The 16,927-nt window shown below is 70.3% G+C and carries 19 protein-coding genes and 1 pseudogene; 11 read left to right on the top strand and 9 right to left on the bottom strand.

The features are described from left to right. The first annotated feature begins 26 nt into the window (after positions 1 to 26). Positions 27 to 980, top strand: a complete 954-nt coding sequence (gene egtD, locus SM418_RS00185; RefSeq protein ID WP_371938962.1) for an L-histidine N(alpha)-methyltransferase — start codon at positions 27 to 29, stop codon at positions 978 to 980. 3 nt (positions 981 to 983) lie between these two features. Here the strand turns inward: egtD and SM418_RS00180 are convergent, their stop codons facing one another. Further along, entirely contained in the window at positions 984 to 1,748 is a 765-nt protein-coding gene (locus SM418_RS00180; protein WP_371938963.1) for an SGNH/GDSL hydrolase family protein, read from the bottom strand. 150 nt (positions 1,749 to 1,898) lie between these two features. On the opposite strand from SM418_RS00180, the gene SM418_RS00175 reads away from it, so the two are divergent. From SM418_RS00175 to SM418_RS00145, 7 genes are all read left to right on the top strand, one after another. Then, a complete protein-coding gene (locus SM418_RS00175) occupies positions 1,899 to 2,267 on the top strand; it encodes a hypothetical protein (RefSeq protein ID WP_371938964.1) in 369 nt (122 codons plus the stop codon). A 73-nt stretch (positions 2,268 to 2,340) separates the two neighbouring features. Continuing rightward, entirely contained in the window at positions 2,341 to 3,342 is a 1,002-nt protein-coding gene (locus tag SM418_RS00170) for a hypothetical protein (RefSeq protein WP_371938965.1), read from the top strand. A gap of 177 nt (positions 3,343 to 3,519) precedes the next feature. Further along, the gene (locus tag SM418_RS00165) at positions 3,520 to 4,527 is read left to right on the top strand and encodes a LacI family DNA-binding transcriptional regulator (protein ID WP_371938966.1); all 1,008 of its coding nucleotides are present in this window, start codon (positions 3,520 to 3,522) and stop codon (positions 4,525 to 4,527) included. A gap of 209 nt (positions 4,528 to 4,736) precedes the next feature. Beyond that, positions 4,737 to 5,867: an ABC transporter ATP-binding protein gene (locus SM418_RS00160; RefSeq protein ID WP_371938967.1), complete on the top strand. Its 1,131-nt coding sequence runs from the start codon at positions 4,737 to 4,739 to the stop codon at positions 5,865 to 5,867. Next, on the top strand, positions 5,867 to 6,514 hold the full coding sequence (locus tag SM418_RS00155) for an ABC transporter permease (protein ID WP_371938968.1): 648 nt from the start codon (positions 5,867 to 5,869) through the stop codon (positions 6,512 to 6,514). The genes SM418_RS00160 and SM418_RS00155 overlap by 1 nt, the downstream gene beginning before the upstream one ends. Beyond that, entirely contained in the window at positions 6,511 to 7,197 is a 687-nt protein-coding gene (locus SM418_RS00150) for an ABC transporter permease (RefSeq protein WP_371938969.1), read from the top strand. Before SM418_RS00155 ends, SM418_RS00150 begins: the two co-directional genes overlap by 4 nt. A gap of 16 nt (positions 7,198 to 7,213) precedes the next feature. Continuing rightward, positions 7,214 to 8,137, top strand: a complete 924-nt coding sequence (locus SM418_RS00145; protein WP_371938970.1) for an ABC transporter substrate-binding protein — start codon at positions 7,214 to 7,216, stop codon at positions 8,135 to 8,137. An 82-nt stretch (positions 8,138 to 8,219) separates the two neighbouring features. Here the strand turns inward: SM418_RS00145 and SM418_RS00140 are convergent, their stop codons facing one another. Beyond that, complete coding sequence (locus SM418_RS00140) at positions 8,220 to 8,987, bottom strand: endonuclease/exonuclease/phosphatase family protein (protein ID WP_371938971.1); 768 nt, start codon at positions 8,985 to 8,987, stop codon at positions 8,220 to 8,222. Here SM418_RS00140 and SM418_RS00135 point away from each other — a divergent pair. Next, positions 8,988 to 9,178 (top strand): annotated as a pseudogene (locus SM418_RS00135) (hypothetical protein); the annotation flags it as partial. A gap of 34 nt (positions 9,179 to 9,212) precedes the next feature. On the opposite strand, the gene SM418_RS00130 reads toward SM418_RS00135, so the two are convergent. From SM418_RS00130 to SM418_RS00115, 4 genes are all read right to left on the bottom strand, one after another. Beyond that, positions 9,213 to 9,914: a hypothetical protein gene (locus tag SM418_RS00130; protein WP_371938972.1), complete on the bottom strand. Its 702-nt coding sequence runs from the start codon at positions 9,912 to 9,914 to the stop codon at positions 9,213 to 9,215. Between the two features lie 238 nt (positions 9,915 to 10,152). Next, the gene (locus tag SM418_RS00125) at positions 10,153 to 10,890 is read right to left on the bottom strand and encodes a hypothetical protein (RefSeq protein ID WP_371938973.1); all 738 of its coding nucleotides are present in this window, start codon (positions 10,888 to 10,890) and stop codon (positions 10,153 to 10,155) included. A 374-nt stretch (positions 10,891 to 11,264) separates the two neighbouring features. Then, positions 11,265 to 12,239: a hypothetical protein gene (locus tag SM418_RS00120; protein ID WP_371938974.1), complete on the bottom strand. Its 975-nt coding sequence runs from the start codon at positions 12,237 to 12,239 to the stop codon at positions 11,265 to 11,267. A gap of 226 nt (positions 12,240 to 12,465) precedes the next feature. After that, the gene (locus tag SM418_RS00115; RefSeq protein ID WP_371938975.1) at positions 12,466 to 13,539 is read right to left on the bottom strand and encodes a hypothetical protein; all 1,074 of its coding nucleotides are present in this window, start codon (positions 13,537 to 13,539) and stop codon (positions 12,466 to 12,468) included. A 184-nt stretch (positions 13,540 to 13,723) separates the two neighbouring features. Here SM418_RS00115 and SM418_RS00110 point away from each other — a divergent pair, with 184 nt between their 5' ends. After that, complete coding sequence (locus SM418_RS00110) at positions 13,724 to 14,263, top strand: hypothetical protein (RefSeq protein WP_371938976.1); 540 nt, start codon at positions 13,724 to 13,726, stop codon at positions 14,261 to 14,263. 206 nt (positions 14,264 to 14,469) lie between these two features. Here the strand turns inward: SM418_RS00110 and SM418_RS00105 are convergent, their stop codons facing one another. After that, positions 14,470 to 14,661, bottom strand: a complete 192-nt coding sequence (locus SM418_RS00105) for a DUF397 domain-containing protein (RefSeq protein ID WP_371938977.1) — start codon at positions 14,659 to 14,661, stop codon at positions 14,470 to 14,472. Beyond that, positions 14,658 to 15,542, bottom strand: coding sequence for a helix-turn-helix domain-containing protein (locus SM418_RS00100; protein WP_371938978.1), 885 nt, complete (start codon positions 15,540 to 15,542; stop codon positions 14,658 to 14,660). The genes SM418_RS00105 and SM418_RS00100 overlap by 4 nt, the downstream gene beginning before the upstream one ends. 335 nt (positions 15,543 to 15,877) lie before the next feature. Between SM418_RS00100 and SM418_RS00095 the strand changes: the two genes are divergently transcribed. Next, the gene (locus SM418_RS00095) at positions 15,878 to 16,306 is read left to right on the top strand and encodes an ATP-binding protein (protein ID WP_371938979.1); all 429 of its coding nucleotides are present in this window, start codon (positions 15,878 to 15,880) and stop codon (positions 16,304 to 16,306) included. Positions 16,307 to 16,330: 24 nt separating this feature from the next. On the opposite strand, the gene SM418_RS00090 is transcribed toward SM418_RS00095, so the two are convergent. After that, positions 16,331 to 16,831, bottom strand: coding sequence for a DUF4189 domain-containing protein (locus SM418_RS00090; RefSeq protein WP_371938980.1), 501 nt, complete (start codon positions 16,829 to 16,831; stop codon positions 16,331 to 16,333). Positions 16,832 to 16,927 lie beyond the last annotated feature (96 nt).

Below are 16,927 nucleotides of genomic sequence, written 5' to 3'. Positions count from 1 at the left end.
CGCTTCCCGCTGAAGGAGAGCCACCCGTGGACCGGTTCCTGACCGCCGACGACCTTGCCAAGACGCTCCGCCAGGACGTCCGGGCGGGGCTGACCGCCACCCCGAAGACCCTGCCGCCCAAGTGGTTCTACGACGAGCGCGGCAGCGCGCTCTTCGAGGAGATCACCAAGCTGGAGGAGTACTACCCGACCCGGCGCGAGCGGGAGATCCTCGCCGCGCGGGCGTCCGGGATCGCCGCCGCGACCGGCGCCCGCACGCTGCTCGAACTCGGCGCCGGATCGGGGGAGAAGACCCGGCTGCTGCTCGACGCGCTGTCCGGCACGCTCCGCTCCTACGTGCCGGTCGACGTCAGCGGCGACTTCCTCGAAGAGGCCGCCGCCGGGATCGCCGCCGACCATCCGGACCTGACCGTCCGGGCCGTCGTCGCTGACTACGAGCAGCACCTTCCGCTGCTGCCCGGCGGCGAGCGGCGCCTCATCGCCTTCCTCGGCGGGACGATCGGCAACATGCCGCCCGCCGAGCGGATCGGCTTCCTCGGCGGCGTCCGCGCCACCATGGACGACGGTGACTTCCTGCTGGTCGGCGCCGACCTCGTCAAGGACGCGGGACGCCTCGTCCGCGCCTACGACGACCCGTCCGGGATCACCGCCGAGTTCAACCGCAACGTCCTGCACGTCATCAACCGGGCCCTGGACGCCGACTTCGACCCGGACGCGTTCGAGCACGTCGCCGTCTGGAACGAGGCGGACGAGTGGATCGAGATGCGGCTCCGGTCCGTCCGGGACCAGGACGTCCGCGTGGGCGGCCTCGACCTGGCGGTGTCGTTCGCGGCCGGTGAGGAGATGCGCACCGAGATCTCCGCCAAGTTCCGGCGGGAGCGGCTGGCGGCCGAGCTCGGCGCGGCCGGGATGGAGATCGCCGAGTTCTGGACCGACCGGGACGGCGACTTCTCCCTCACCCTCGCGCGCCCGTCCGGCTGACGCTCAGCGCTTCCGGACCGGGCGGGCGAGGCCCAGGCGCTCGATGTCCGCGGCCAGGCGGGCCGCCACGTACCGGTGGCCCGCCGGGTTCGGATGGGTGCGGTCGGCCTTGATGAGCCGCGCCGCGTTGCCCGCCCCGGCCGGCCGGTCGCCGGTGATCCACTGCTCGCCGATCGGGTCGACGAACGGGACGCCGAGCTGCCCGGCCAGGTTCTTCAGCGCGTCCCGGACGGCGAGCGCGCCCGGCAGCGGCGAACCCGTCCCCCACAGCGGCCCCATGAGCACGAGGCGGGTGCCGGGCCAGCGCTGCCGGACGCGTTCGAGCAGCAGGTGCGCCGCCGCCGCGACCTGCGCCGCCGGGAACCGCCAGTCGTTGTGGCCGCCGGACACGATGAGCATGTCGGGCGCGGGGCGCCAGCCGAGCTGGCTCTCGAACAGGCCGAGGAACGGCTCCCCGCCCCGGCCCGTCCTGACGAAGCCGGTGCCGGCGCGCCCGCCGACGACGACCTGCCAGCCGAGCAGCCGGGCCGTGGCGGACGCGTACGTCGACTCCGGCTGGACGCCCCGGTCGCCGACCGTGTAGCTGTCGCCGAGGAACATCACCACGGGCGCGGCCCTGCGCGACCCGTCCTTCGGCGGGCCGGCCGCGGCGGCCGGTTTGCGCACCGAGCCCGCGAGCGCGGAGCAGCCGGTGGCCGACAGGACCGCCACCAGGCTCAGGCACAGCATCAGCGTCGCCGCGCCGCGTCGGGCGCGGCGAGATGTCATGGAGGACCACCCAAACGTTCCAGGGGATGCACCCGGCATCCTACTGATCCGCGGCGCCCGCCGGGCGCGTGGCGCGGTTTACATCGTCCGTTCATCGCGGGCTCATCTCGTGGATCGGGCCGGGCCATCGCGGGGCGGGAGGGTTCCGCGATGACCGGACGGGAACGGCTGAGCGAACTCGACCTGCTGCGCTTACTGGCGCTTCCCCTGCTGGACGCCCTGTACCCGAACCTCGGCAAGTGGACGTCGCTGGTCGTCGTCCTGGCCGCGTCCCTGCTGAGCGCGTACGCCGTGCACCGCCTGGTCGAACGTCCGGGCGCGGCTTGGATGCGCGCCCGCCTGCGCGCGTCCTTGGAGCCCATGCGGCGCCCGTCCGGACCGTCTACGTTTGCCGGTCATGGTGGATGGAGCGGTGCTGGTCTCGACGCTGCTGAGTCTCATGGCCGCAACCCGGTCGACACGGCCGCGGTCGACACGGCGCCGGTCGACGCCGCCCCGGTCGACGCGTCGCGCATCTGAGGGGGGCGCTCGCCGCTGGGCTCGTCCAGAGGCGTGCCTGGGCCTGGTGGTCGCTCTCGTCTACGCGAACCAGGTGCTCTTCACCGTGTACGTGCTGCGCGTCCATGGCGGCGACGCATCGTTCGTCGCGAAGTACCTCCCGGAGGGCTGGTTCGCCCTCGCGGACGGTTCGACCATGCGCGGGCTGGCGGAGCACTTCCCGAGGCCCGAACTGCTGGCGCCGTCCGTCCTGCGAGTGCAGGCGTTCCTTGAACTACCTCTCGTGCTGCTCGCGTACGTGACGGTCCTCCGCTGGCTGGATGGCGGCCTGTACCGGCGCTTGGCAGGTTCCTGGCTGGTGTGGGCGGCATCCGTGTCCTACACGTTCGTCTTCTGCACGGTCGAGTGGGACCTGCACAACCCCTACACGGTGGACGACATCGTGATCCGGGTCTGCTCCGCGGTGCTCACGCCTTTGCTCCTCCACTGGCTGGCCAGGCAGGAGGAGGACGGTTCCGAGCGTTCGTCGTTCGCGCAGATGCTCCTCTTCGCCGTATCCGTCTGGGCCTTGGGGCATCTCGTGCTGACCGTGTACGACACCGCTTTGCTCTACAACCTGGCCCATCTAGGCGGACGTCTGCCGGGCGCGCTCGTCGCTCTCTGCGTTCTCGTAGCAGCGCGCGTGGCCTCCGCCCGGCTCCCGGCCGGGGAATCCGGTATCGCGCTGTCGTCCGTAGCGGGCGGCCTGCGCTGGGCCTTGCTCCTCTTCTTCGTCCCGGCGCTGGCCGTCCGCTACGGCGTGAACTTCGGCACTCCGTTCATCGCGCTGGCAGCGGCCATGGTGATCTGCTTGACCGCAGCCATTCGCGCCCTGCGAGAAACCCTTGCGGGCGCTGGAACAGCGCGCATCGCGCTCTGGGCGGCGCAAGGGGTCACAGCGCTGGCCGTCGGCGCCGTGGTCGGCTACGCAGCCGTCCGCATGGTGACCGACAAGTACTACGAAGCGGGCCTGCTGAGAGGCGCCGGGACCGGTTTCGCTGCGGTCGTCGCGATATGCGCCGTGACCGACCGGTGGCTGGCCCGGCGGGCGGTGTGACACTTCCGCAGCGGGCCGCGCTGGACGAGATGTGAGCGTTCGGCCGGTGGGAGCGGGCTGCGGCCGGGCGTGCTTCCTCCGGCGGGCCCGCGTCCCCCGGTCGGGCCCGCCGGAGGCTCCATCCCTGGAACGGTGCCGTCAGGCCGGGTCCCTGCGGCGGCCTCTAGGGTTGGAAGGATGTCGGAGAAGCGCAAGCGCGCGACCATCCGCGAGGTGGCGCGGGCGACGGGCCTGTCGCCCGCGGCGGTGTCGTACGCGCTGCGCGGCATCCAGACCTCGGAGGAGACGCAGGAACGGGTCCGCGCGGCGGCGGAGGAGCTCGGCTACGAGGCCCACCCGATCGCGCGCGCCCTGGCCAGCGGGCGCACCGACCAGGTCGGCCTGCTGTGCGGCTCCCTGGAGGACTACTGGCAGCAGTCCCTCGCCGTGGGCATCGGCCGGGCGCTGCTCGCCCGCGACCGCTACGCCCTCATCGTGGACGCGGGCGGCGATCCCGAGCGCGAACTGGCCCTCGCCCGCCGGCTCCGCGACCAGCGGGTGGACGGCCTGATCGTCCAGCCGCTCGACCCGTCCGCCGCGCTGTGGTCGGAGCTCGCGGGCACGATCCCGGTCGTGTCCATCGGCGACGCGCTGCGCGGCGGCCGGGCGCAGGGCGAGGTCGTGTTCGACAACCGGCGCGGCGTCACGCTCGCGCTGGAGCACCTGCGCGACCTCGGGCACCGGCGCGTCACCGTGTTCACGCCGACGCGCGCCAGCACCCCCGACCGTCCCGCCGACGTGCACGTCAACGCCGAGGCCGAGCGGCTGGGCCTGCGGGTCGGCCTCGTGGTCGCGCCGCAGGCGCTCGCCGAGGCGACCGAGGTCGCGACGCGGGTGCTGAGCAGCCCCGACCGTCCCTCCGCCGTGTTCTGCTTCGCCGACTCGATCGCCTACGGGGTGTACGCCGCCACGCGCGAGCTGGGCCTCGCCGTCCCCGGCGACGTGGCGGTCTGCGGGTACGACGACCATCCGATGTCCGCGCTGCTCACCCCGCCGCTCACCACCGTCGACTGGGACATCGACGGCATCGTCCACTCCGCGGTCCGGCTCGTCGTGGACGTCATCGACGGCAAGCCCCGAAAGCGCCGCGTCGTCCGCGAGCCGTCCCTGCGCATCCGCGCGTCCACCGGCGACCCGGTGCGCTAGGGGTCGCAGGTGAGCACGATCCCATCGATAACGATTCGGTTGTTCTCCCCGCCGCCACGGTACTTTCCCCGCTTTACCGGTAGTTATCCTCAGGATCCGAAGTTCCGGACAAGCTGGGACACCGAGGTGACCGTAGCTGTTGGTTACGGTTGGCTGGTAGGTCAGTATCGATCATCGGCGTCGCGGGCGCCCGACGAGGACGTGAATCGTTGATCACCTTTGAGGGCGTCACCAAGCGCTACCCGGGCGGCACCGTCGCCCTGGACGATGTCAGCCTCGAATGCCCCACGGGCCGCATCACCGTGTTCGTCGGCACGTCCGGGGGAGGCAAGACCACCGCGCTGCGCACCATCAACCGCATGGTCGACCCGACGTCCGGCCGGGTCCTCGTCGACGGGCGGGACGTCCGCGAGCGCAAGCCCGCCGAGCTGCGGCGCGGCATCGGCTACGTCATCCAGCACGCCGGGCTGTTCCCGCACCGCACCATCGTCGACAACATCGCCACCGTCCCCCACCTGGTCGGCTGGAACAAGAAGAAGGCGCGGGACCGGGCGCTGGAACTGATGGAGCGGGTCGGGCTCGAACCGTCGATGGCCAAGCGCTACCCGTTCCAGCTGTCCGGCGGGCAGCAGCAGCGCGTCGGCGTCGCGCGGGCGCTCGCCGCCGACCCGCCGATCATGCTGATGGACGAGCCGTTCAGCGCCGTCGACCCCGTCGTGCGCGGCGAGCTGCAGGACGAGTTCCTCCGCCTCCAGGACGAGCTGCACAAGACGATCGTGTTCGTCACCCACGACATCGACGAGGCCATCAAGCTCGGCGACCGGATCGCGGTGTTCCAGACCGGCGGCAAGCTCGTCCAGATCGACAGCCCCGAGGACCTGCTGGCCCGGCCCGCGAACGACTTCGTCGCCGGCTTCATCGGGCGCGACCGCGGCATCCGGCGGCTGTCGTTCGTCCCGTCCTCGTCGGTGCCGCTGAACGAGCGGGACGTGCTGCCCGCCGACACACCGGTGTCGGAGGCGCCGTCCGAGGGATGGGTCCTGGTCGTGGACGGCGACCGGCGTCCGCTGGGGTGGGCGTCGGCGGACGTCCTGCCGCCCTCCGGCGTCCTCGGGGACGCGCGACTCGCGCCGGTCGGGCACACGTTCGACGTCAAGGCCGACTCCGTCCGCGCCGCGCTCGACGCCGCGATCCTGTCCCCGTCCGGCCGCGCCGTGAGCGTCGACGGCGGCGGGCTGCTCGTGGGCGTCGCCGACCAGTCCGACCTGAGCGCCGCCATCGCCCGCTCCGGGACCGGCGCCGAACCGGAGTCGCCTTCGCTCTCGGGGAAGGACGGCTGATGGACATCGACTGGGGCTGGATCGGCGACCACACCGACTCGCTCGGCGAGCACGCCCTCCTGCACCTGCGGCTCGCGCTGCTGCCGGTGCTGTTCGGACTGCTCATCTCGCTGCCGGTCGGCGTGCTGTGCCGCCGCTGGGGCTGGCTCTACCCGCCGGCGCTGACGATCGCGAACGTGATGTACGCGATACCGTCGCTCGCCCTCTTCATGATCTTCATCCAGTACACGGGGCTGACGCCGTCCACGGTCATGATCCCGCTGACGCTGTACAGCCTGTCGGTGCTCGTCCCGAACGTGGTGGACGGGCTGGCGTCGGTATCCGAACCCGTCCGGCAGGCGGCCACCGCGATGGGCTTCGGGCCGCTGCGCCGCCTCCTGCGGGTCGAGCTGCCGATCGCGGTGCCCATCGTCATCGCCGGGACACGGGTCGCCGCCGTCTCGTCCATCAGCCTCGTCGCCGTCGGGCAGCTGATCGGGCAGGGCGGGCTCGGCTACGACATCATCCGCGGCTACCAGCTCCAGTTCCAGACGCAGATCGTCGCCGCGACCGTGCTGATCGTCCTGCTGGCCCTGGCCACCGACGCGATCCTCGTCACCGTGCAGCGCCTGCTCACACCCTGGGCCCGAGCGAGGGCGGCCTCATGAACGACCTGTGGAACCAGATCGACCTGTTCTGGACGTGGCTGACCGCCTCGTCCCAGTGGCAGGGCGCGGACGGCATCCCGCACCGCCTCCTCCAACACCTCTACTACAGCGGCGTGTCCCTCTTCTTCGCGGCGGTGATCGGGCTGGCGCTCGGCCTCGCCGTCGGGCACACCGGCCGGGGCGGGTTCCTCGCGATCAGCGTCGCGAACATCGCGCGCGCCATCCCCACCTTCGGGCTCATCCTGTTCGTCGTCGTGATCGAGTACAGCATCACCCCGGTGCTGATCGCGCTCGTGGCGCTGGCCGTCCCGCCGATCCTCGTGAACACCTTCGAGGGCGTCCGCGGGGTCGACGCCGACGCGAAGGACGCCGCCCGCGGCATGGGCATGACCGGCTGGGGCGTGCTGTGGCACGCGGAACTGCCGATGGCGCTGCCGCTGATCCTGCTCGGGCTCCGCACGTCCGCGATCCAGGTCGTCGCCACCGCCACCATCGCCGCCTACCCCGGCTTCGGCGGCCTCGGCCGCTACATCATCGACGGCCTGGCCCGCAACGACTACCAGCTCGTCGTCGGGGGCACCGTCCTCGTCGTCCTGCTCGCCCTGATCGTCCAGTTCGTCTTCGCGGCACTGCGTCGCGTCGCCATCTCGCCGGGTCTGCTCGGCTCCGCCCGTTCCTCCTGACCGAAGGACAAGAACAATGAAGAAACTCATCCGTGGTGCGGCCGTCGGCCTCGTGGCCGCCCTGACGCTGTCCGCCTGCGGCGGCGGAGACTCCGGCGACGACAAGAACCCCCTCTCCGGCGGCGGCGAGAGCGGCACCGTCACCGTCGGCGGCGCGAACTTCCCCGAGAGCAACCTGCTCGGCGAGATCTACGCGCAGGCCCTCGAGGCGAAGGGCGTCAAGGTCACCCGCAAGTTCAACATCGGCGCCCGCGAGATCTACTACGACCAGGTCGTCAAGGGCGGCATCAGCGTGATGCCCGAATACAACGGCGCCCTGCTGACCACCTCGGTCGACAAGAGCAGCACCGCCGCGACCACCGAGGAGATCAACACCGCCCTCAAGGCGAAGCTGCCGCCGTCCGTCGAGATCCTCGACTCCGCCGAAGCCGAGGACAAGGACTCCGTCACCGTCAACCCGCAGACGGCCGCCAAGCACAACCTGAAGTCCATCGCCGACCTGAAGCCCGTCGCGGGGGAACTCACCATCGCCGGCCCGTCCGAGTTCAAGACCCGCCAGCAGGGGCTCGTCGGGCTCAAGAAGGTCTACGGGCTGGAGTTCAAGAAGTTCCAGCCGTTCGACGCCGGCGCGCAGGCCACCCTGGTGAAGCTCCTCACCGAGAACAAGATCCAGGCCGCCGACCTGTTCACGACCGACCCGACCATCCAGCAGAAGAAGCTGGTCGTCCTCGAAGACCCGGAGAACGTCTTCAGCGCCCAGAACGTCACGCCGCTGGTCAACAAGTCCGCCGTGAACGACCAGGGGAAGGCGGCCCTGAACGCCGTCTCCGCCAAGCTCACCACCCAGGACCTCCTGGACATGATGAAGCGCATCGCCATCGACAAGGATGACCAGGAGAAGGTCGCCGAAGACTGGCTGAAGAAGTCCGGTCTCGTCTGACCGGGATAACCGGCCGACGGCCGAGCCCCGCGAATGGGGCTCGGCCGTTCGCCTTTTCGGGGCGTCGTGGTCCTGGTGCGGTTCAGCGGTCGCCGACCTTCAGGTGGGCGATGACGGGATCGTGGTCGGAGGCGTAGACCTCGCCGTCCCGGTACGGGTCGATCTCGGCCCGGACCGTGCCGACCGCGCCACGCGTCAGAATCCAGTCGATCCGCTTGCCGTCCCGTTCCGACGGGAGCCAATGGTTCTCGGTGCGGTACTGCGGGCCGCGGCGGGCGGCTTTCGCCCACGTGTCCTGGAACGCGTCGGGCCCGGTGAGGATCGCGTGGACCGGTGAGGCTCCGGCGGCCGAGTTGAAGTCCCCGGTCAGCACCACGGGGACGCCCGCCTGGAACTCGCGCACTCGGTCGAGGATCAGCCGGGCGCTCTTCACCCGCGAGTCGGCCGACATGTTGTCCAGGTGCGTGTTGGCCTGGTACAGCACCGTCCCGGTGCGCCGGTCGCGGAACTTGGCCCACGTCACCATCCGGACGTACCGGTTGTCCCAGGTGGCCGAGCCGATGACGGACGGGGTGTCGGAGAGCCAGAAGTGGTCGAAGTCGAGGACCTCGAACCGCTGCTTCCGATAGAAGATCGACAAGAACCGGTCGCGGGTGCCGCCCTGGGTGCCGAGGCCGACCCAGCCGTAGTCCTTCAGCGTCCGGACCAGGTCGCGCACCTGGTACCCGCGGGCCTCCTGCACGCCCAGCAGGTCGGGGTCGTGGTCGTGCAGCAGGTGTTCGACGATCGGCAGCCGGGTCTTCCAGTCCCGCAGCGGCGGGTCGTTCACACCGCGCAGGTTGTAGGTCATCACGCGGATCGTCCCCGCCCCGGCGAGCGGGCCAACGCCCAACTCAAGAACTCAAGACCTGGCGCGTCCTGCACAACCTGCGCTGCTGCCCGCACAAGGCCGGTCCGCTCGCCAAGGCCATCCACGTCCTACAAGACCGCGAACTCCAGGCCGCCGACCGGGGGATGAAAGCGTTCACTGGCTCGAAGTAGACCGTCACCGGCATTTCGCCTTCAGTTCGCCCGGTCAATTGGTCTTCTGCGGGACGAGTTGAAGGCGAATGTTGCCGTCATACGCGACAACGAACGTCGAGATCCGGGCCGTGCGAGCGTCGGGTTTCCAGGTCAACGGGACGAGAAAAAGGCGCCCGCCCGAGGCCAGAAGAAGTCGCAGGTTCTGGTAGCGGTGGCGGTAGGTGACCGATTCGCCGAAATCGGCGTGCAGCGTTTCGGGCGGAGCGTCGCTCAGCGGCTCCTTGGTGTAGAGGACGACCTCGGGAAGCTTGGCGAAGTCGCGGGCGTCGTCGTAGGCGCGGGCGACACCGACCTCGGCTGCAAGGCTGTTGGCCGCCCAGAACAGGCCTATCGCGACCACCGCGAACGCCACGTACCGTCCGCCGCGCTCCACGTCGGTCAGCGCCGGACGTTCTCGCCAACCGCCGTCCCCGGCCTGGCGGAACAGCCAGAACGCGTAGACCAGCGAAGGTACGCCAGCCGTCAGGCAGAGCGGCGTCACGCCGGGTGTCTCGTTCGCGGCGACCTTCGTCGACAGGACTCCGACCAACGCCCTGCCGGTCAGCGCGAGCCCGGCCAGCGCCACGGCCAGCGCGATCCGCCGGGCGGCGCGCACCCGGTCCGGAAGCACCATGCCGCGCACGACCGCATGTCCGCCGAGAGTCACGAGGGCGATCAGAAGGAGCAGCACTGCCGCCGGGTACGCCACTTCCACGCCGTAGAGCAGGAGTATCTGGTTCCCGAGGTCGGTGAGTTGCAGATCAACGCCGAAGTAGCGAAACCGCTGGAGCGTTGCGACATAGCCGTACCAGATCAGGACGGCCGCGACGAGCGACGTCGGCGGGCCGAAGGTGCCCAGTGCGGAGAGTCGCTGCGTCCAGTCCGGCGCCGGTCCGGGATCGGGTTCCGAAGGGAGAGGCCTGCGCGCCCTCGCCAGCCGTTCGGATCGGCTCCTAGCACTGGCCGAGATTGCTCTCGCCTCCGTTCGGCGCCTCGGGGAAGGGCGTCCACTTGGTGCAGGCGTTCAGCGTCAGCGTCGTCCGCCAGGTCGCGCGCACCGGACGGTCGGCGGTCGCCCCGAGACCACCGCACGGCCCGGAGGAGTCCGTGCACAGCTTCGAGAGCCGCCACGTGACCAGCACCGTATAGCGGGCGGGCCTTGGAATCTCTGGCTGGTAGGTGTATGCAGGCGTGATCGCGCACGGGTCCGTGGGTTCGATCACCGCGTCGGGTGCACAGGGCTTGCGCGCCTGGATGCCCACGCCAGCCGCGCCCGTGCAGTTCGGAGCCGTCTCGTAGGTGACGGTTGCGAACCTGGACCGCGCCAGAACCTCGTCGGACATGCCGCTGTCGTTGATCAGCACGGGCTCGCCTGACTGCGCGGCCGTGAAGCCCTCGATCCGCACTGGATAGGGGCTCCAGACCATCTGGCACAGCGCGTCCGGTGTCCGGTTCTGGAGGGACGCTCCACTGCCGGTGTTCACACGCGGCGTCGTCCAGGCGCGCGGCGACGGACCCACCGACGGCGGCCCGGATGTGCCGCCGGTCGGCTGACCGGTCGCCGTCCCGGTCTCCGAGGGGGCGAGCGTCACGGGGTCGACCGCTGGCCCCTTGTGCGGTGAGCCGCCGCACGCCGTCAGCGCGGTCAGGCCGACCGCCAGCGACACCACCGTGAGGGGACGCGAACCCATATCCGCATTATCGGGGAGTTCCCCCTGCCGGAGGGGCCTTCGTGCAGGCCAGACGCGGCCACCGCGCCTTGCGCGCGTGAACCGGAGCCGCCAGACGGCCGCAGGCTCGCGCGCGTTCGGCCGAGCGAAGCCCGGGTCATGAGCCGCCCGACGCGCAAACCGGGCCGTGAGAACCGCCACAGTGGGCGCCACCGCACCGCTCGGATGCACGTGACACGAACCGGATGCCGTTTCGCCTGGCAGACGGCATTGAGCGGCGCGACGCCCCGCTCGCAATCACGCCGTGACCAGGGACCTCGCACCCGAGGATGAAAAGCGTTCAATGGGGCGATGCCGGGGGAAATGGCGTTCAACGTTGGACCTGGCATCGAGCGTCATCCGACGATCCGGAAGACGCCGATGTCGTCGGCGCCGGTCCCTTCGGAGGTGGTCTGGTTCAAAGACGCCTCGACGCCCACCCAGCCGTGGAAACCCCCGCCGTCGTCCACGATCTGGATCATGGGCTTGACGTGCGAGTTCCCGGTGTAGCAGGTCTCCTTGCGCGCGTCGGCGAGGCCGGTGCGCCAATGCCACAGGGTGTCGCGCCGGTGGCCGGACGCGGTGTCGGCCGGAGCGACGTAGTACACGGTGTGGGCCGGGTCGCGGGCGGGGTGGGTCCGCGCGCCCAGGCAGCGGTGGTCCCCGCACGGTTTCCAGCGGGTGACCCAGAACGGCGAACCGTCACCGTGGTCGATGTACCCCGTGCCCGAGGGGCGGGTCTTCCACAGGTGATAGCGGTGGACGAGCGCGGTGTGGTCCGAGGCGGCGACTGCGTCGGCCGGGACGCGGGCGTTCCACGGCGCGTTGCTGCCGTCGCCGAAACCGTGCGTGGCTCCGAGGTCGTTCGCGGTCAGTTCGACGCCGGCGAGTTCGCCGCCCGCCAGGGAGGTGAGCTTCCAGTCCTCCCAATGTCCGTCGTCCCACGCGATGTGCAGCCCATCTCCGCGGACGCTGTACTTGCCCGCCAGCGTTCGCGCGGCGTCGGCCGACTGCCAGCCCGACGCGGTGAGCACCTTGCAGTTCCGCCCCGCGCAGCCCGAGGCGCGGTTCCCGGTGGAGGCGCGCCGTACGCGGGTCGACTGCCTCCAAGACCAGTGTTCCTCCAGTACGTCCCCGTCCGGGGTGAAGGTGTACTGGCCGAGGCGGACCCAGTTGCTCCGGGACGCCGCGTCGAGCCGTCCGATGGCGATGGCGAAGTTCGACTTGCCCAGCGGCGTCCCCGCCTCCCTCGCGGTGGAGCGGGATGCGGGCTGGACGACGAGCAGGGCCACGGCGGCGAGGACCGCCGCCGCCGCGCTGGAGACGCGCATGTTTCCCCCTGCATCGGAACCGTTTCGCTGGCCTGCGCGCCGGTGCCGACCGGCGGCCCGATCACCCTCGCGGGGACGCCGCGCGAAAGGCGGGCGACACCCCATCCTTGATCATCGGGCTGTGAAGGACTGATCGGCCCATCGCGGACGCTTCACCGCGGCTTGACCCGGCCGAGACCCCCGTCGTCACTCCGCCGCCCGCCGGACGCGGCTCCACGGCGCAGCATCAGGTCGCGGGCGGCCAGCCGATGTTCCCGTCGATCATGAGGTGGGCGAAGCCCCGGGCCTCGGCCAGATATTCGGCGTGGCGCTCGGTGCGCTCGGTGCGGAAGTCGTCATCGGCCCGTTCGTCTCCCTCGTCGGAGTCGTCGAGCTCTTCAGCGTCGAGGTGGCTGAGAAACGCGACCAGCTCGGGGCGCGTTGTGTTCGCCGATGCGATGTCCGCCTTGGTGCGGGCGGGGAATCCGCAGGAGTACCCAGCGCCGTGGTACTCGTCCACGATGCCGAGGAACATCGCGTCGAGACTGGGAAACGACGCCTGGTCGACGACCTCGGTCGGCAGCGTCCCGCAGCGGAACCCGATCGCCAGGCGGTCGAGCCGAGCGAGTTCCTCGCAGCCTGCGAGTTCCTGCGCCTCCCCGGTGTCGCACACGAGCACCTCGGCGGAGCGCAGCTCCGGCACGAGCCCCGAACGCATCAGGTGGACCAGGTCGGGCGCCCGCAGACCCGCGTGCCGCAGCCGCCAAGGCCGTCCGGTGGCCGGGCGGAACGACGGCTTCCCGAAATGCCACATGTCCTCGTGGACGCTCAGCAGACTCAGTGATTCGAGCCGCGCGACGGCGGGGGCGGCGGCGAGCTTCGCGACCAGTTCCTCCTCCATGTCGGTGAGGTGGCCGATCTGGATCGACCGCAGCCCGTCCCATTGATCCATCGTCTCGACCAGCGCGGTGAGTTGTTCGTCCGCGAACCAGCCGAGGTCGAGGTGGGTCACGCCGCGCACTTCGGGGTGACGGCGCGGGTCCGGGAGAGCGGCATCGCGAAGGCCGCACCGTGCTGAGCCCAGCGCCAGCGACCGGACGAGCGGCCACCCCGGCTTCGAGTGACCGGCGTCCAGTGCGGCCAGCCAGGACCATGGTGCTTCGCGCACCGGATCGGGCCACGAGGCGAGTCGCTCAGCACAGAACGAGACGAGAGCCTGCGGGCCGCCCGCGCGGGCGAGAGCAGCGCAGAGCGCACGGAACGCGAGCCTGCTCGGTGGGCCGTCCAGTATCCGCTCGACCTCGGCGCGGTAGCCGATCACTGCCGCAACCTACTGCCCGCCGACCGCCGCGAGCGCGCGGATCCCGCGGGAACGTGAACCGAGGACGCCGCCCACGACCGCTCGGACGCGCGGCGAGCACCGCCCGATACGATCCTTTTGTTTCGCTGTGCGACGGGCGGCGTGCCCCGCGACCCAGTGGCGCATGACCGGTGAAGGGGAACGAGTGCTCCGACTGGACGTCGGCCTGCCGCGGTCGATGTGGACGGTTTGGCTCAGCTGCCTGCTCCCGACGATCGCCCTGGCGAACCTGATGGTGGGGGCGATCAGCCTGATGTTCCTCACCTCCTCGGAGTTCGGAGTGATCGGCGTTTTCCTGCTGCTGCCGCTCCTGATCCTGGACGTGTTCATTGCGCTGATGCTGCTTCATCACTACCGCGACGCGTCCTGGCTCGACGGCAGGGTCCTCGTCCGCCGCCTGGTCTTCGCCCGCCGCCGCTACGACCTCGCCGCCGCGCAGGTCAGCGCGGAGAGCGTCCAGCCGGTGTGGACGAACTGGCGCGGCGGCGTCCTGCCCCGCCTGGTCGTGCAAGTGCCCGGCCGCGCACCGGCCAAGCTGTGGCTGCGCGACCCGGCCCGCAGAGGAGCCCTCCTCCCATCGGCCCAACTGGCGGCCTTGGCTCGGGCCATAGACCCTGACTTGCGACACCCGATCGCCGGGAAATTATGGCAACTGGCCTCCGACCCCCTCCCCGGCATCATCTGACGCACGGTGAGCGACGACGCGTTGACTTGCGGCATGTTGTTGTTATGGGCGCGCCCAAAGCAACGACTCGCCGCAGGTCAACGTGGTGGCTGCGTTGGGCTCCGCGCCGAGTGCGTTGACTTGCGGCATGTTGTTGTTTTGAGCGTGTCGGAAGCAACGACTCGCCGCAGGTCAACGTGGTTGCAACCGGCCGTATCGCCGTCCCGCTAGTTGCCGGAGCGAAGGCCCTGGATGAAGGCCGCCCATTCGTGGGGCGAGAAGTCGAGGACGGGCCCCGTGCCGCCCCGCTTGGTGTCCCGTACGCCGATAGTGCCCTGCGGAGAGCGGCCGACCTCGACGCACTCGGTGTCCGGATTGCTGTAGCTGGACTTGCGCCAGCCGCTGTACTGCTGCTTCACGTGTCGTGCCCTGTCCGTTCACTCAGCTGATCGGCCGTGTCCGCAAGGAGTGAAAGGCTCTCCAGCGCGGGGAGCGTGGCCTCTCGCAGGCGGTCGTGGAGACGCTCATACTTTGCCACCTCCCCTGGGATCGTGTGTATGAGGTCCGTGTTCGCGTTCTCGGCAACGACCATCGGTAGATCAACGGGGTCGTGAAACGTGTAGATCATGTATGTCGACGGTGGCAGACGACCAGGGGAGAGCCGAGCATCCAGTGGCAGCACCAGAAGGGTGAAGTGAGGTCGTCGAGATACGGTGTCGACCATGTGGCGGAGTTGCGCCGCCATTGTCTCCGCAGGGACGGCGAGGCGCTTCAACACGAACTCGTCCAGGATGATTTCCGCTGTCGGGCCGTTGGCGCGGAAGAAGGTCTTCTGTCGTTCAAGACGAGCCTGAACCGTGCGCGCGGGTACGTAGTTGATCTCTGACCCCTCTGCGAGGTCTAGTTCGATGAGAGCCTCAAGGAACTCGGGAGTCTGCACGAGACCGGGAATCGACATCTGGTTGTAGCCGCGGATGGTGGCGGCGCCGGATTCGAGGTCGGCGTACATGCGCTGGCGGGTGCCCATGGTGTCGCCGTAGGAGTCCCACCAGCCTCGGTCGGCGGCGTCACAGGCGATCTGGAGGATCTCGTGGAACTTGTCGCCGGTGGCGCCGAGGATTTTCAAGATCTGCTGGATGTCGCGCACGTCGGGACGGCAGCGGGCGTTCTCCAGCTTGGAAATCGTCATGCGGGAGCGGTAGATGCGGCGGGCCAGTTCCTCGGCTGTCATGCCGCTCTGCTCGCGGAGGGTTCGCAGTTCGCTGGCGAGTCGGCGCCGACGGACGAACGGGCTGGTCACCGGAGGCCTCCTGGGTCGTGCCGGGGCGGGGGCGGCGCCGACCGGGGGAGTCAACGCGTCCACTCTGTGTTACCAGCCGATCCCCGAGTGTGTCATCGATAGCCGCGCGGCTCGAACACGCCAGGCGAGAATCCGCTGGGCGTTTCGGTGGCGTTCCGGAGACGAACGTTCGTCCGCCGCACCGTTCCGTTCGTTTACGTAAATGAGGGCGCACGTTCAGGGCGGAGGCGTGCCGAGGCGCCGGGTGGGCCGTCGACCTGGGACTTTTCAGTACCGGAGGCGCACGGTTGCTGAAGATGGAACGGCTGATGACACGCCGTCCCGAAAGGTGATCAATGCTGCTCGCCGTTACCGCCCCCGCGACTCACGAGGCTCCGATGCACTGGCGGCGCGAGTTCCGTGGCAGGCCCGAACAGATCCGGTTCGTACGGGCCTTCGCCGCGCACCTGCTCGCCGACTTCCCGGCGCTGGACGACGTCCTCCTCGTCCTGGACGAGCTTGCCGTGAACGCCATCCAGCACACCCGTTCCGGGGAGGACGGCGGCCGGTTCACCGTCGACATCAACATGGACGTGGCCGGGGTCATCGTCTACGTGACGGACCAGGGTGGGCAGGGCGAGCCCAAGCTGCGAAGCCTGGCCGAGCTGGCGGAGGGCGGGCGTGGCCTGCTCACCGTGGACGCCCTCGCCACCACCTGGTCCTGGACCGGCACCCGGGAGTCCCGCACGATCCGCGCCACCTTCCCCCGCACGAACCACGGTTGAGGAGCCGTACTGTCCGCGCCGCCCCTACCGGGTGGTGCAGACCCAGGCGACCCAGCGGCCGCCGCCGGCATTGTTGATCGCGTTGCGCTGGGCTTCGGTGCGTGTGTCGCCGTGGCCGCCCCAGTACCTGTTGGTCCTTGAGTTGTAGGCGACCGCGCCGCAGCCGTTGACGAACGTGGTGAGGACCTTGCAGCCGGTGGCCGGGCAGGCGTTCAGCGCCCGCCGCCTGGCGGCGGCCGGGGAGTCGTAGTCCCAGGACCTGCCGATCGCGCCGTTGCGTCCCACGGCGATGGCCCCGTAGTTCATCGGAGGCGGCGAGTACGTGGGCTCCGGTGTGGTCGGCTCCAAGGTCGGCGGAGTGTAGGTGGGCGGGCTGTAGGTGGGCGGGGTCGGAAGGTCGGAGAGCGTGGGGCGCACCGCCGCCGACGTGCCCGATGAGTCGTCGGAGTCACCCCCGGCCAGCAGGAAGACACCGCCGCCGATCAGTAGCAGGACGCCCGTGACGGCCACGATCACGACGACCATCGCGTTGCCGCCCTTCGGCGGCTGGGAGCCGGGCGGCCTCCACCCCGGAGGGCCGGGCGGCGGCCCCCATCCGGGCGGGCCGGGCGGGCCGGCCGG

The sequence above is a fragment of the Actinomadura chokoriensis genome, assembly GCF_041463665.1.
Classification (GTDB): domain Bacteria; phylum Actinomycetota; class Actinomycetes; order Streptosporangiales; family Streptosporangiaceae; genus Spirillospora; species Spirillospora chokoriensis_A.
Note: the sequence above shows the minus strand (reverse complement) of the source record. Positions and strands in the feature narration are given on the sequence as shown.